The organism is Pseudoalteromonas sp. 78C3 (genome assembly GCF_002836695.1).
Lineage (GTDB): Bacteria > Pseudomonadota > Gammaproteobacteria > Enterobacterales > Alteromonadaceae > Pseudoalteromonas > Pseudoalteromonas arctica.
The window spans coordinates 1-14,174 of the sequence record NZ_PJAV01000136.1 but is presented as its reverse complement, the minus strand read 5'-3'; the positions used below and the strand labels follow the sequence as shown (position 1 = coordinate 14,174).

Annotated in this window: 12 protein-coding genes; 6 read left to right on the top strand and 6 right to left on the bottom strand. The window is 39.6% G+C overall.

The features are described 5' to 3' along the window. Window positions 1-11: 11 nt before the first annotated feature. On the bottom strand, window positions 12-851 hold the full coding sequence (locus CXF76_RS08215; protein ID WP_024590070.1) for an HDOD domain-containing protein: 840 nt from the start codon (window positions 849-851) through the stop codon (window positions 12-14). Window positions 852-1,147: 296 nt separating this feature from the next. Here CXF76_RS08215 and CXF76_RS08210 point away from each other — a divergent pair, with 296 nt between their 5' ends. After that, complete coding sequence (locus CXF76_RS08210) at window positions 1,148-2,848, top strand: dipeptidyl-peptidase 3 family protein (RefSeq protein ID WP_101163422.1); 1,701 nt, start codon at window positions 1,148-1,150, stop codon at window positions 2,846-2,848. 31 nt (window positions 2,849-2,879) lie between these two features. Here CXF76_RS08210 and CXF76_RS08205 read toward each other — a convergent pair whose 3' ends face one another. Then, complete coding sequence (locus CXF76_RS08205) at window positions 2,880-3,284, bottom strand: HIT domain-containing protein (protein ID WP_101163421.1); 405 nt, start codon at window positions 3,282-3,284, stop codon at window positions 2,880-2,882. Window positions 3,285-3,395: 111 nt separating this feature from the next. On the opposite strand from CXF76_RS08205, the gene CXF76_RS08200 reads away from it, so the two are divergent. Both CXF76_RS08200 and CXF76_RS08195 read left to right on the top strand, forming a co-directional pair. Continuing rightward, the gene (locus CXF76_RS08200) at window positions 3,396-5,621 is read left to right on the top strand and encodes a S9 family peptidase (protein ID WP_101163420.1); all 2,226 of its coding nucleotides are present in this window, start codon (window positions 3,396-3,398) and stop codon (window positions 5,619-5,621) included. A gap of 142 nt (window positions 5,622-5,763) precedes the next feature. Beyond that, window positions 5,764-7,401 carry a methyl-accepting chemotaxis protein gene (locus CXF76_RS08195; protein ID WP_101163419.1) on the top strand — a complete coding sequence of 546 codons (1,638 nt, stop codon included), beginning with the start codon at window positions 5,764-5,766 and terminating at the stop codon, window positions 7,399-7,401. A 77-nt stretch (window positions 7,402-7,478) separates the two neighbouring features. Here CXF76_RS08195 and CXF76_RS08190 read toward each other — a convergent pair whose 3' ends face one another. The 3 genes from CXF76_RS08190 to CXF76_RS20705 all read right to left on the bottom strand — a co-directional run bounded on the left by CXF76_RS08190 (window position 7,479) and on the right by CXF76_RS20705 (window position 10,698). Beyond that, window positions 7,479-8,999 (bottom strand): M17 family metallopeptidase, encoded by a 1,521-nt coding sequence (locus CXF76_RS08190; protein WP_101163418.1) that lies wholly within the window; start codon window positions 8,997-8,999, stop codon window positions 7,479-7,481. A gap of 129 nt (window positions 9,000-9,128) precedes the next feature. Then, on the bottom strand, window positions 9,129-10,181 hold the full coding sequence (gene dinB, locus CXF76_RS08185) for a DNA polymerase IV (RefSeq protein ID WP_101163417.1): 1,053 nt from the start codon (window positions 10,179-10,181) through the stop codon (window positions 9,129-9,131). Between the two features lie 340 nt (window positions 10,182-10,521). After that, the gene (locus tag CXF76_RS20705) at window positions 10,522-10,698 is read right to left on the bottom strand and encodes a hypothetical protein (protein ID WP_165783603.1); all 177 of its coding nucleotides are present in this window, start codon (window positions 10,696-10,698) and stop codon (window positions 10,522-10,524) included. Window positions 10,699-10,860: 162 nt separating this feature from the next. Here CXF76_RS20705 and CXF76_RS08180 point away from each other — a divergent pair, with 162 nt between their 5' ends. From CXF76_RS08180 to CXF76_RS08170, 3 genes are all read left to right on the top strand, one after another. Further along, window positions 10,861-11,295, top strand: a complete 435-nt coding sequence (locus CXF76_RS08180; protein WP_010553137.1) for an acyl-CoA thioesterase — start codon at window positions 10,861-10,863, stop codon at window positions 11,293-11,295. Window positions 11,296-11,304: 9 nt separating this feature from the next. Further along, entirely contained in the window at window positions 11,305-12,357 is a 1,053-nt protein-coding gene (locus tag CXF76_RS08175) for an aldo/keto reductase (protein ID WP_101163416.1), read from the top strand. Between the two features lie 116 nt (window positions 12,358-12,473). Continuing rightward, a complete protein-coding gene (locus CXF76_RS08170) occupies window positions 12,474-13,397 on the top strand; it encodes an ABC transporter substrate-binding protein (protein WP_101163415.1) in 924 nt (307 codons plus the stop codon). Here the strand turns inward: CXF76_RS08170 and CXF76_RS08165 are convergent. Then, window positions 13,348-13,968 (bottom strand): fumarylacetoacetate hydrolase family protein, encoded by a 621-nt coding sequence (locus CXF76_RS08165; protein WP_101163414.1) that lies wholly within the window; start codon window positions 13,966-13,968, stop codon window positions 13,348-13,350. The two genes, CXF76_RS08170 and CXF76_RS08165, sit on opposite strands and share 50 nt — an antisense overlap. Window positions 13,969-14,174 lie beyond the last annotated feature (206 nt).

The following is a 14,174-nucleotide window of genomic DNA, read 5'->3' as shown; positions in this document are numbered from 1 at the left end:
ATAAAACATGTTTAGCTAAACATGTTTTTCACATCTTTTAGCATGTCGTTGTACTCATCACTTGTGAATAGCTGCATAGACGGTATTACACCTTTATCTATGTACGTTTGCAGCGCTGCTGACTTATCAGAAACCTGTAATGTTCCCTCTAAAATAGCGCCTACTCGAATAAAGTCTACGTAACTAACTTTATCAGGTTTGTAACTTGGATCTGCCCAGCTTAGAGCTACATCAACAAACTCTTTAGGAAATTCCCACGCTTGCATAATCGATGAGCCAATTTTCCCACTCAGCTTTTGAATTGCGTGTGCTAAAAAGCTTGGGTTGGCAAACACTTCAGGGTGGCGCTCAGCTTCTGTTAAAATTGGTAATACACCAATATTATAAACAAGCGCAGCTAATGTAATTGAATCACGATTTAATGAAGTGTGTTTATTGTTTTTTAAGTAAAACTCCATGAGTGTTATTGAATGGCTAGCAACGGTTAATGTTTTTTGCCAAGCCTTGCCCATGTAGCCTTTAATCAGCTCATTGTTTGATACAAATAATTGCTCCATAGCCATAGCTGTTGCAATATTTTTAATTTGGCGCAACCCAATGCGAGTCACTGCTTGTTGTAAATTAGATACTTTTACAGAACGTCCCATAATCGCACTATTAGCTACTTTTATCATACGAGCTGAAAGCGCTGGGTCTTGTGAGATTACATCTGACATTTGCATTAAATTCACATCAGGGTTATCTGCAGCTTGGCGAACCTTAATCGCTACTTCAGGTAGCGTTGGTAAAACCAACGTATCGTTATTTATTCTATCGACTAGAATCGTTAATAAAGCGTTTTCTGTAGACATAAAGCTGCCGTCCTTTTGTGTTCAGCCTGTAAAGTAACTGCAAACTCAGGCAGTTAATTTTCGTATTAGTAATATAATTAGTATTGTCTAACTTACCGATAAAGTTAAGAAAATTATAGAAGTTTATTTTTATTTATAATGCTTTATCGCTCATGCTTGCCTTACAACGCCAAATACTTGCTATTTACTATTTAGTTTTGCTTTAATGCACTCACAATAAGGAAGCGTTTGTACATATTTAGTCTTTTAACTAAAGCAGTACAAATTATTAAACTTACTTTTTAACAGGCAATATAATGATCTTAAATAAAATTAGCCAAGCAATTATGCTCTCTGGTGTCGTTTTTCTTAGTGCATGTTCTGAACAAGCGCCGTCTTCTACCGACAACACAGCCACAGAGCTTGCTCAAAAAAGCAGTGCACAATCAGGCCCTGAGCTTATTAATGCAAATAACCAACGTTTAGATATTTACACCGACTTTAGCTTACAAAGTGATTTATCGCACTTAAGCGATAACCAACGAGCAATGGTTGCAAAGCTTATTGATGCTTCAAAAATAATGGACGAGTTATTTTGGAAACAATCTTTTGGCGAAAATAAAGACGCTTTTTTAGCAAAACTAAACGACGACAAAGTACGTAAATTTGCCGATATTAACTACGGTCCATGGGATCGTTTAAATGGCGATGAAGCGTTTTTATCCAGCTATAAAGAAAAACCTCTTGGCGCACAGTTTTACCCTGCCGATATAACCAAAGAAGAGTTAAACAATGCAGATGTTGAGGACAAAACAGGCCTTTACTCTGTAATTAAGCGTGATGAGCAAGGTAAGCTTTACAGCGTGCCTTATTCAAAAGAATACGCTGATGAGCTTGCAAAAGCCGCTGATATTTTACGTGAAGCAAGTAAACTTGCTGACGATAAAGAGTTTGCTAACTATCTAAATCTGCGTGCTGACGCCCTACAAAAAGATGACTTCCAAGTTTCTGACTTTGCTTGGATGGACATGAAAAACAACCCAATAGATGTGGTTATTGGTCCAATTGAAACTTATGAAGATCAATTATTTGGTTACCGCGCAGCTTATGAATCTTACGTACTTATTAAAGATTTAAAATGGAGCGAACGCTTAGCTAAGTTTGCCGCATTTTTACCGGAGCTTCAAAAAGGCTTACCCGTTGATGCTAAGTACAAACAAGAAGTACCAGGCTCTGACGCCGACCTAAATGCATATGATGTTGTTTACTACGCTGGGCATTCAAACGCGGGGAGTAAAACAATTGCAATTAACTTACCAAACGATGAGCAAGTACAGCTAGAAAAAGGAACTCGTCGCCTGCAACTTAAAAATGCGATGCGTGCTAAATTTGATAAAATTCTAGTACCAATTTCAAAGCAGTTAATTGTACCTGAGCAGCGTAAACACATTACTTTTGATGCATTTTTTGCCAATACGATGTTCCATGAAGTCGCTCACGGTTTAGGTATTAAAAATACAATCACAGGTAAAGGTACTGTTCGTCAATCATTACAAGAACACGCAAGTGCGCTTGAAGAAGGTAAAGCCGATATTTTAGGTCTATACATGATTGAACAGTTACTTAAAAAAGGCGAAATTACTGAAGGCACTATTGAAGATTATTACACGACCTTCATGGCAGGTATATTCCGCTCAGTTCGTTTTGGAGCATCAAGCGCGCATGGTAAAGCAAATATGATCCGCTTTAACTTTTTTGCTCAAGAAGGTGCTTTTTCTAAAAATGAAGAAGGCTTATACCGCGTTAATATGGAAAAAATGAGCATTGCAATGGCCAAGCTTTCTCGCTTAATTTTAACCTTACAAGGTGATGGCGATTATGAAAAAGTAGATCAACTAATTGCAACGCATGGCGATATAAAAGAAGAACTTGCTGAAGACTTAGAAAAACTAAGCAAAGCTAATATCCCTGTAGATGTAACATTTAAGCAAGGTAAGGAAGTACTAGGGCTTAAATAAGTTTAGTTAAACCCTAAAAAAGCGTTGCAGCTTAAAACTGCAGCGCTTTTTTTAGCTCTGTGATTTGTAGATCTGTATAAGGCACTGCTGGGTGTTTACCCCATATTGGCGCAGGCCATGCAGCATCACTCTTAAAACGCGCAATATGATGAATATGCAATTGCGGCACCATATTACCTAAAGCCGCTATGTTTAATTTATCAGGGCTAAACACATCCATTAATAATTTACTTAGCTTGGCTGACTCTTTTAAATACACAATTTGATCATCCTCAGATAAATCAATTATCTCTTTTAAGTTAGCCTGCCTAGGCACTAATACAAACCACGGATATTGGCTGTCGTTCAATAAAAGTACTTTACACAGTGGCCAATCGGCAAGCTCTATACAGTCGCGTTTAAGTTCTGGCGCTAGTTTAAATTCAGGGTTAGTCATTGTTATGTCCTACTTTGTCTTTAATAATCGCCACTTTATAGCATTTAGTTGCAGTTGCACACGCTTGGCTTTACCATCAAAGCAATATTTATAATAAGCTAAGGCAACCTTGTGCTAAAAAAAATAAAACACCTCTCACTAGCCCTTCCATTAATGGTTGGCGCTATTAGTGTTCAAGCAAAACCTTTATCGTTGGAGCGTATTTTTGACGATCCGAGCCTTTCAGGTAAATCACCTGTACAACTTAAATTTTCGCCTGACGGCAGCCGTGTAACTTATTTACAAGGCAAAAGCGATGACTACAACCGTTACGATTTATGGGAATACAATCTAAAAGATAACACCAACCGTGTGCTAGTTGATTCGGCAAAGTTATTTTCAGGCCCAGAAAACCTATCTGATGAAGAAAAAGCACGCCGCGAACGCCAACGTATTTTTGGTAAAGGCATATTAGAATACAAATGGTCTAAAGACGGTAAAGCACTTTTATTCCCACTTAACGGCGACCTTTACTATTACGATTTAGCCTCTGCTAAAAGTAAAAAACTAACCGACACTGAAACATTTGAAACCGATGCACGCTTTTCACCTAAAGGTAACTACGTATCGTTTATTCGAGAGCAAAACCTATTCGCTTTAGAGCTTGAGTCAGGTAAAGAAATTCAGCTTAGTAAAGATGGCGGCGGCGTAATTAAAAACGGCATGGCCGAATTTGTTGCTCAAGAAGAAATGAGCCGCATGACAGGTTACTGGTGGTCAGGTGATGAAACTAAAATTGCCTATACCCGCGTTGACGAAACCCCAGTAAAAGAAGCTATCCGTAACGAAATTTACGCTGATGAAGTTAAATTATTTAACCAGCGCTACCCGTTTACAGGTACCGATAACGTAAAAATTCAACTCGGTGTGGTTAAGCTAAATGACCAAAAAGTAGATTGGATTGATTTAGGTAAAGATGAAGACATTTATATCGCGCGTGCTAAGTGGCTAAAAGACGGCAATACACTGTCTTACCAATGGCAAAATCGCTCGCAACATAAATTAGAGCTTCGTTTTTATAACAGCGAAACTAAAGTCCAAAAAGTAGCATTAACCGAAAACAGCGAAACGTGGATTAACCTACATTTTGATCTTGAGTTTTTAAAAGACAAAAAACATTTTGTATGGGCATCTGAGCGCGACGGTTTTAAACACTTATATCTGTATCGCACAAACGGTCAACTTGTTCGTCAAATCACCTCTGGTGATTGGGCTGTTGATAGCTTAAAAGGTATTGATGAGAAAAAAGGCATTGTTTACTTTGCTGGCCGAAAAGATACACCGCTTGAAAGCCATTTATACAGCGCGCCTTTATTTAAAAAGGGCGATGCCAAACGTATCACCGAAAAAGGTCAGTACCATAATGTTGTGCTAGCAAAAGACAATAAAACCTTTATCGATAATAGCTCGTCTGATAATAAACCAAACTCAGCAGCGCTTCGTAAAGTAAACGGCGAATTTATTACATGGCTTGAAGAAAATAAGCTTGATAGTAACCATCCGCTTACTCCTTATTTAAGCGACTTAACAAAACCAGAATACGGCACAATTAAAGCCGAAGATGGCCAAGTTATGCATTACCGTTTATTTAAGCCTAGCAACATTACTGATGGCAAAAAGCACCCTGTTATTGTTAACGTATACGGCGGCCCGCATGCTCAACGAGTGACGAATAGCTGGCGCAGTAAAAACTTGTACTTTCAGTACATGGCGCAACAAGGTTACGTAATTTTTCAACTGGATAACCGTGGTTCGTACAACCGTGGTAAAAAGTTTGAAGATGCTATTTATAAAAACCTAGGCGTGGTTGAAGTTGCCGATCAAATTAAAGGCGTAGAGTTTTTACGTACACTTGATTACGTAGACCCACAACGCATCGGTGTTTATGGCCACAGCTACGGCGGCTACATGGCACTTATGACTATGTTTAAAGCAGGCGATTACTTTCAAGCCGGCGTATCGGGTGCTCCTGTAACCGATTGGGCTCTATACGATACGCATTACACAGAGCGTTATTTAGGTCACCCTGATACGAATGCTAAAGGGTATGAAGATAGCGCAGTATTTCCATATGCTGATGGCTTAAAAGGCCCATTAATGATTTATCATGGAATGGCTGACGACAATGTGCTGTTTACGCATTCAACTAAATTGTTTAAACAACTGCAAGATAACGAAAAACAGTTTGAAATGATGACCTACCCAGGCTCTAAGCACAGCCTACGTGGTAAACAAGTGCAAACACATTTACATCAAACAATTACAAACTTCTTTAATCGTCATTTTGATGTTAAATAAGCAAGTAAAGTAATAACAGACTAAAGGCTGATTGATAAATCAGCCTTTTTTTTGCATTAATGGACGTTAAGCCTAGATTAAACTCTTTTTTTAGCTACGCTTATTCTATGCGCTAAAGCGCACACTTTTTGAGGATAAATGTATGCCTAATCTACGAAGTTTTAGTATATCCCAGCGTTTTTCACTGTTAATAGCCATAGTTATATTTGGACTAATAATACTTAGTATATCGAGCCTAACTCATCAATATAGCTCGCTAAAAGACGAGCAATACACAAAAACACAAAATGTAGTAGAAACTGCGTACAGTATAATCGAGCACTATTATGGCCTTGAGCAAAGTAATTCACTTACTCAACAGCAAGCTCAATCGCAAGCACTTAATGCAATAAGAGCACTGCGCTACGACAAAACCAATTACTTTTGGATTAACAACTACCAGCCAACAATGGTTATGCATCCTATAAAACCTGCGCTTGAGGGAAAAGATTTAACCAATAACAAAGACCCTGACGGCAAAGCACTGTTTGTTGATATGGTTAATATAGTTAAACGCTCTGGCGAGGGATTTATTCCTTATAAATGGCCAAAACCAGGTAAAGAAAAACCCGTTGAAAAAATCGCATTTGTTAAAGGTTTTAATCAATGGCAATGGATTATTGGCTCAGGTGTTTATCTTGATTCAATTGACGAAGCATTTAGCGAGCAACGAAACCTTATAGTCGTCAGTGCAACAATTATGATTATTGCTGTTATTTTACTTAGTTACTTTATAGGCAAGAGCATTTTAATACCTACTCGTTTAGCTGCCGATATGATGAAAGACATTTCACAAGGTGAAGGCGATTTAACCCGTAAATTAAATGAATCCGGTAATGATGAAATATCTGAACTATCACATTCATTTAATTTATTTGTTTTAAAAATGCGAGAGTCACTTGTTCATGTAGCGCAAAGTGCAAACGACGTAAGTGAGCATGCGCATACAGTTGATGATTCAAGTAGAACAAGCCACTCGTTTATTGAGCTTCAAAACGATAGCTCAACCCAAGTTGCAGCTGCCATGGAGCAAATGACTCACCAAATACATGATGTAAGCCGTAACGCCGAAGCCGCAGAGCAAGCAGCTAAAGATGCAGCACAAAACGCATCAACGGGTAAAAATGTGGTTGCGCAAACAATTACAGCAATAGAAACACTCTCAAGCAACATAGAAACAGTCAGTCGTGTAACAGAAGATTTAGCCAACGAGAGCCATAATATAGGCTCTGTACTTGATGTAATAAGAAGCATCTCGGAGCAAACAAACTTATTGGCATTAAACGCTGCCATTGAGGCTGCTCGCGCAGGAGAGCATGGCCGAGGATTTGCTGTTGTTGCAGATGAAGTAAGAACACTAGCCAGTCGTACAGGGCAAAGTACCGACGAAATTCAAACCATGATCACTAAACTTCAAGAAGGTGCAAAAGCAGCAGTAGAAGCAGTTAAATCAAGCCAAGCACTTTCAGTTTCTACCGTAGATCAGGCGTCATCAGCCAATACTTCACTTAATGAAATAGAACGACTTGTTTCAATTATTACCGAAATGAACAGCCAAATAGCACGCGCCACAGAGCAACAAACTCAAGCTGCCGACGAGGTTAATTTGCGTATTAATGAGCTATCTCAATCAACTGAGCAATCATTAAATAATACTAAACAGCTTACCGATGCCAGTGATAATCTTAAACAAAGTAGCCAAGAGCTTTCGAGCGTAGTTAATCGTTTTAAATTAGATTAACCCTAACCCATATAATTATCGTAAAATGCAAAAGCCCTGAATTAACAGGGCTTTTTTATTACATGTAGGTTTTTAGCTTACAAACAGTAACGTGCAAACAAGCTCGTTACTGATGCAGCTGTTGGCTTGCCATGCTGCCAATCACCGCCTTCAACACCGCTTCCTGCAATGTCCATATGCACATAAGGCAAAGGTTGTGCAGAGTCGTTACCGTGCTTATCAAGCCCACCAACAATAGCCATAAACGCCATAGGGAACTGATGTCCACGCGCAGTAACAGCAGATGCTGCGTTATTGCTCGAGAGTACATCGTCAGCTAGCGTGCGTGGTTTAATAAAGTCGTAATCTTCACGGCGAGAACGCGATACTTCAGCGCCATCTGCCCACAAATCTCCAAGGTCAGCTATTTGACGTGAAATACCAGCGCTACGAGCTGGACCATTTTCAACATACGCACCGTAAGGACCCATTGCACGTGCCGCGTGACCCGTTAATGTAGCAACAGTAAATAACGTTGGGTTTATTTCGCCTTTAGCTAAATCTTTCATTTCGCTAAGCAGGTCGCCCATTGCTAAGCGCCCTTCTGCATCGGTATTACCAATGCGTACACGGATACCTTCGCGACTAGTAATAATTTCATCTGGCACAAAACAATCCGAGCCAATAGAGTTACGAACAACAGCTAAGTACGATACCACTTTAACGCCTTTAGGCTGATAATCCGCAACGGCTTTCATAAAGCCCGCAACAGAAGCAGCGCCGCCTTTATCGCGACTCATGCCTGCCATGTGCCCGCCAACTTTTAAATCGGCGCCGCCTGTATCGTATACAAGACCCTTACCTACAAACATAAGTGTGCGAGTAATTTCGCCCTCTGGTACATATTCAAGCTTAACAACACGTGGGTGATGGCGCTCAACTGCATACGATGCACGAGCAACAGTACTTAACATTGGGTAGTTTTTATCAATAGCTGCAATATCATCAATTACGTCAACTGCAATGCTTGAGCCTTTAAATAAATCAACGCAGTAATCAGCAAAACGTGGTGGAGCCATACGCTCAGGTTCAGTGCCACATAAGTCACGCGCGGCATATTGGCCTGCAGCAATCGCATTAACAGCTTTAATTGTTTGCTCGCTTGCGCCAACTAAACCAATTTGAGTAATAGGTTCAATACTTTCACCGTGATATTCACGCGCTTCTAATGGCTGCCATAAGGCTTGGCAAGCGCCTAAATAAGCAACTTCTAAAGCATGCTGATAACGGCTATCGCCATTTAAATTTGGTAAAAATAATGCAGGATTAACACTACCCGACGCTTTTGCTTCGTTAATTGCTAATTTAGCAGCATCAAAATAACGGCGAACATCGTCGTAATCTCTATTTAACGGACCCGTTGGCGCAAGTACAACGCGTTTGTTTTCAATCACTAATAAAGTAACTTGTTTACCAATACGAGAATCAACTTTTGCTTGGTCTAAAATAGCATCACGTAATGAGTTATTTGGTAATTGAGAAAAGTCATCACTAATAATAATAAGCGCATCATGAGATGTGCATTCAAGGCTTGCACTAACCGCTTGAGGGTATGCCATAAATAAAGTCCTGTTAGAAAACATAAGCCCCTATTATCGTCGATTTAAATATTGAAGACCAGCAAGGTGCGATGAGCTAATTATACAACTTGCCAATAAATGGCAACTTGGGGTTACAGGCTTTACAGCTTAATCGAGAATACTAAGTTGAAAGTTTTGTTCTGGCTCGCTTTTAATGCCAACGCCTATGCCAAGTAATCTTACAGGTTGTTGTAGCCCTCGTTGATAAGCCTTAGTAAGGAGTTGAATAAATATTTCTGTGTTTAGCTCGTGGTATGCCTGATCGGCTGAGGTCACTACAAAATTTGCAAACTTCACTTTAACACTCAGCTTATTAATACGGTTTTGTAATTGCTGTTTATTAAGCCTTAAAACTAATTCGTCTAACAATTTTGGCAGCTCATCTAAGCACTCTTGCAAACTTGTTTTATTGTATTCGTAGGTATGCTCAACACTCAGCGACTTTCTGATGCGATCTGTTGATACTTTACCAACATATTCACCTGCACATTTTTGATAAAGCGACACACCAAAATTACCCACATGTTGCTGCATCCAGTTAACGCCTTTTTCACGTACATCCTTGCCGGTATATAAGCCTTTTAAATTTAGCTTTTCGAGCGTTACTTTACCCACCCCCGGAATTTTCCCCAGCGGTAATTGCGCTAAAAAGTCATCGACCTCATGAGGCAAAACGACAAATTGACCATTCGGTTTTTTTTCGTCGCTGGCTATTTTGGCAATAAATTTAATCGGTGCAATACCTGCTGATGCAGTGAGCCCGGTGGCATTGTAAATATCGGCTCTTATTTGCTGTGCAATAAGTGTGGCACTGCCTTTACAAGCGGTGCTGTCTGTTACATCTAGGTAGGCTTCGTCAAGGGAGAGAGGCTCTATTAAGTCTGTGTAGCGGCTAAATACTTCGCGTATTTGATTTGAAGCTTCTTTGTATACAGCCATGCGCCCAGGGACAATAACTAAATCGGGGCATAATTGTTTAGCATGATAGTTCGACATAGCCGATCGTACGCCATATTCTCTCGCTATATAGTTAGCGGTTGAGAGCACGCCTCGTCGGCTATTGCCTCCAATAGCAAGCGGTACACATGCAAGTTTTGGATTATCTCGCATTTCTACTGCTGCATAAAAGCAATCCATGTCTATGTGAATAAACTTCTTCATCACCACAACAATAACTGGTTATTTATACAGTCATTATTATAGAATCAAATGCGATAAGCAAGCCTAGGGCCTGTTTATCTTTCGAGGTTAAATTTGCAGCAGTATGTTTGGTATTTAGGCAAGGCAGAGCCTATGTAGTGTGGTTATTCCCCATAAATAGGCGATAACGTAGCACAAATGCCAAACATACGCTGCCCGAAGGGTTCTGCCTAGGGGCAATTTACTCTTTGTTGCTCGGTTTTTACTTAGCCCACTAGGTCACAAACCTCGCGCCGAGATTAAATAGCCCCTAGATTGAACAAATTTTAATCCTGAAAGGTCAACAGGCCCTAGTTAGCGATTAAAAAAAGCGCTTATTACCTTCTTGCTCTTTATAACCGTGCAGCCAAAATATGACCTCGAATAAAAATCCCGCTAACATTAAAATAATAGCGCCTGATTCGTTACCCATTGCGTAACAGGTAAAAGAGGCTATAAAAACCAAACAAGCTAAGGACCAATTAATTATATTCTGCATATTTTTACCTTTGTGTGTTTTTGTGTTTGTCTGTGTAATTTAACTGTAGACCTAAAATTAAACAGGTACAATCATCTTATAAAAAAACATGCCATTAATTACCTTGAGCTCGTAACCCCATGTTGATAATCTAAGTACTTTAAAATTAAGGGCCAATAAATAATGCAAACGTTTAAAGATCAGCACCCTATCCATACCGACATCACCGTAGCGTGGGCTGATATGGATGCACTACAACACGTAAATAATGTAGTGTATTTACGTTACTTTGAAATAGCCCGAATCGACTTCTTAAATAAAATAAATCTGTTCGATACAATAAGCCCTAATGGCGTGGGCCCGGTAATAAGCGAAAATAACATTCGTTATAAACGCCCAGTTACATTCCCAGATACGCTTACAGTCGGTGTTACTATTTCTGATATAAAAACAGACCGATTTGTTATGAATTACACCGTATTTAGTCACGCACAAAACGCTATAACAACAACAGGCACTTCAAAAGTGGTTATGTTTGATTTTGAAACAGGCCAAAAAGCCCTCATTGCAGAGCCTCTTTTATCGGCGTTAGTTAGCTACTCTCAAGACGAGCAATAAGGAATTCTCATGCAATACAGCCCACTTGGCAGCAGTGGTATTAACGTTTCAAGAGTATGTTTAGGCAGTATGACTTGGGGTAAACAAAATACTCAAAGCGATGCTGATGAACAAATAGCCTACGCGTTAGAGCAAGGCGTAAACTTTATTGATACAGCCGAAATGTATGCAGTACCGCCCTCTCCAGAGACCTATGGTAAAACTGAGGAAATTATTGGCAATTGGCTATCGCGTAATCAGCAAAAGCGCAGCGATGTGGTACTTGCTACAAAAATTGCAGGCAATGGATTATCGTGGGTACGTGATGGTGGCAATATTACGCGCCAAACAGTAATAGAAGCCGTAGACGATTCACTTAAGCGCCTTAAAACCGACTACATTGATTTATATCAGCTGCATTGGCCAAACCGCTCTACCCCGCACTTTGGCAGACAATGGCCCGGCACTCTTAAATTTACCGACGTAAATACACAAGAGCAACAAGCTAGTATGCTTGATATTCTAGAGGGCCTTAATGAATGTGTTAAAGCAGGTAAAATTAAGCACTGCGGTTTATCAGACGATACGCCATGGGGTATAAGCCAGTTTTTAAGCTTGGCCAAAGAGCATAACTTACCGCGCATGGTATCTATTCAAAATGAGTTTAGCTTAGCGCACGCTAAAGACTGGCCGTATTTAATAGAACAATGTGTACACGAAGATATTGCCTACTTACCGTGGTCGCCCTTAGCAGCCGGTTTATTAACGGGTAAATACCTAAACGGTGCTCGCCCAGAAGGCTCTCGTTGGACCTTCATGCAGCGCAACGGTATTTTTAGAGATACACCAAATGCAGAGCAAGCCACTAAGCAGTATGTTGAGCTGGCTCATGCAAACAATATTACTCCAGCACAACTAGCACTCGCATGGTGTAACCAAGTAGATGGCGTAACCTCTTCAATTATTGGTGCAACAAGCATAGCCCAATTGAAAGAAGATATTGATGCATTTAACATCACGTTAAGCGACGAAATTCTTAGTGAGATTAACACTATATTTAAAAACTATCCTATGCCTTATTAAGCATGTACCAGTTAAAAGCAGCCTTGAACAAGGCTGCTTTTAACTAAAATATTTGACCCTACTACAACCAACACTATACTTTAATTAAGTTTTCTTAATTCAACGAACACTTATCAATGCTGAGAAACGGATACTATGCATTTTGCCTATTAATTGTATTTAACGCGCATGCCGTTGAGAAAAAAGTACAGCCTCTAGAAGAAATTGTTTGGCTGCAAAGTTACACGCCCCCTTTTCATATAGCTAAAAGCGAAAGTGCACCACAAGGCGGTATTTGCGACAACCTAACCGAGCAACTCATTAGAACCATAACTGATGTAAAACATACCCGCTTAATTGTCCCTCAGCAGCGTATAAATAAATATTTAAGTGAAGGAAAAAACGTATGCTTCCCGTGTGTTATTTATAAAAAACATAATAACCAACTACTTAACTACTCAAATCCAACAACGGTATATCCCCCATTTTCAATTATCACGACTAAAGAGCTAAAGCCCAAATTAGAAGAAAAGCACGGCTCGCCCATTCACCTTATTAATTTATTAACCGACCCGCAATACGTATACGGGCAAGCTGCTGCACGTAAATTTACAACTAAAATTAATACAATTATTGAAAATACAAAACGAGATAAAGAGTCATCGTTAAGTTGGAGTAGCGAAAATGAAAGTCAGGCTGTTATAGCACGCTTGAGTCATGGCTTTTTAGACTACTCAATTGATTACCCGTTTATGGCCGATTACTTTAATAAACAAGGGGAGTATACGAATATAGAAAGTGTACCAATAGAAGAAAATGATGTTCAATTTATACGAGGAGCAATAGGTTGTGCGGCTAACGCACCTAATAATTTTGCACAGCAAGCGCTTAAAAAAATTAACCGCGCGCTAAAAAATAATGTACTACAATCGCCTGAGTATCAACAAAGTCAGCATAATTGGCTTAAAACTACCTTTGCCGACTTTGATAAACACTACCAACAGCAAGTTATTAATTTTTACTTACTTGCCACTGATGCTCAAGTAAACACTGATCATTAGCATAAAGTGCAACAGCAAAAATACTTTTAGGCGTTACCTCGCCCACGCCCGAAGGTGTGCCTGTCATTACTACATCACCATCTTCTAAGCTCATAAATTCACTAATTTCTTGTAAAATTGAGTCCGGGTTATGCAGCATAAAATGAGTATCACCTCGCTGAACTACTTTATTATTAATTTTAAGTTCAAAGGTAAAGTGCTTCATTGCATCAGTTAGCGCTACAAAATCAGTTAAAATTACAGAGCCGTCGAACGCCTTAGCGCGCTCCCATGGAAGCCCTTTATTTTTTAACTTACTTTGTACCGTGCGCTTAGTTAAATCAAGGCCGAGTCCAACCCCCACAAATTTTTTATTTTTAACTACAAAACATAGCTCGGTTTCATAATGCAGCGTATCGCCGTTATGAGCCGCAAATAACGTATTAGTAATCGCGCTATTTGGTTTGTTAAATAACACCATTTGATCTGGCGTTTCGTTATTTAGCTCTGCAATGTGTGCGGTATAGTTTCGACCAACACAGACCACTTTTGATGGTGTTAATTCTTCAGATACTAACTTTATTGAATGCATATAAATAATGTCTCAGTTATTGGACCTGTTGACCTTTCAGGATTAAAATTCGTTCAATCTAGGGGCTATTTAATCGCGGCGCGAGGTTTGTAACCTAGTGGGCTCGATAACTGCTCCTGCGTTATTCTACTGGCTTACATCCATGTAAGAATAAGCAAAAATCGAGTAAAGCTTCCGCGTCCTGCTCACGCCCCTTACCTACATCC

Bases quoted from the DNA above. Each gene is read 5' to 3' on its own strand.
- CXF76_RS08165 (WP_101163414.1), bottom strand. From the start codon at position 13,968: ATGCATTCAATAAAGTTAGTATCTGAAGAATTAACACCATCAAAAGTG.
- CXF76_RS08210 (WP_101163422.1), top strand. From the start codon at position 1,148: ATGATCTTAAATAAAATTAGCCAAGCAATTATGCTCTCTGGTGTCGTT.
- CXF76_RS20705 (WP_165783603.1), bottom strand. From the start codon at position 10,698: ATGCAGAATATAATTAATTGGTCCTTAGCTTGTTTGGTTTTTATAGCC.
- CXF76_RS08180 (WP_010553137.1), top strand. From the start codon at position 10,861: ATGCAAACGTTTAAAGATCAGCACCCTATCCATACCGACATCACCGTA.
- CXF76_RS08195 (WP_101163419.1), top strand. From the start codon at position 5,764: ATGCCTAATCTACGAAGTTTTAGTATATCCCAGCGTTTTTCACTGTTA.
- CXF76_RS08190 (WP_101163418.1), bottom strand. From the start codon at position 8,999: ATGGCATACCCTCAAGCGGTTAGTGCAAGCCTTGAATGCACATCTCAT.
- dinB (WP_101163417.1), bottom strand. From the start codon at position 10,181: ATGAAGAAGTTTATTCACATAGACATGGATTGCTTTTATGCAGCAGTA.
- CXF76_RS08175 (WP_101163416.1), top strand. From the start codon at position 11,305: ATGCAATACAGCCCACTTGGCAGCAGTGGTATTAACGTTTCAAGAGTA.
- CXF76_RS08170 (WP_101163415.1), top strand. From the start codon at position 12,474: ATGCTGAGAAACGGATACTATGCATTTTGCCTATTAATTGTATTTAAC.
- CXF76_RS08205 (WP_101163421.1), bottom strand. From the start codon at position 3,284: ATGACTAACCCTGAATTTAAACTAGCGCCAGAACTTAAACGCGACTGT.
- CXF76_RS08215 (WP_024590070.1), bottom strand. From the start codon at position 851: ATGTCTACAGAAAACGCTTTATTAACGATTCTAGTCGATAGAATAAAT.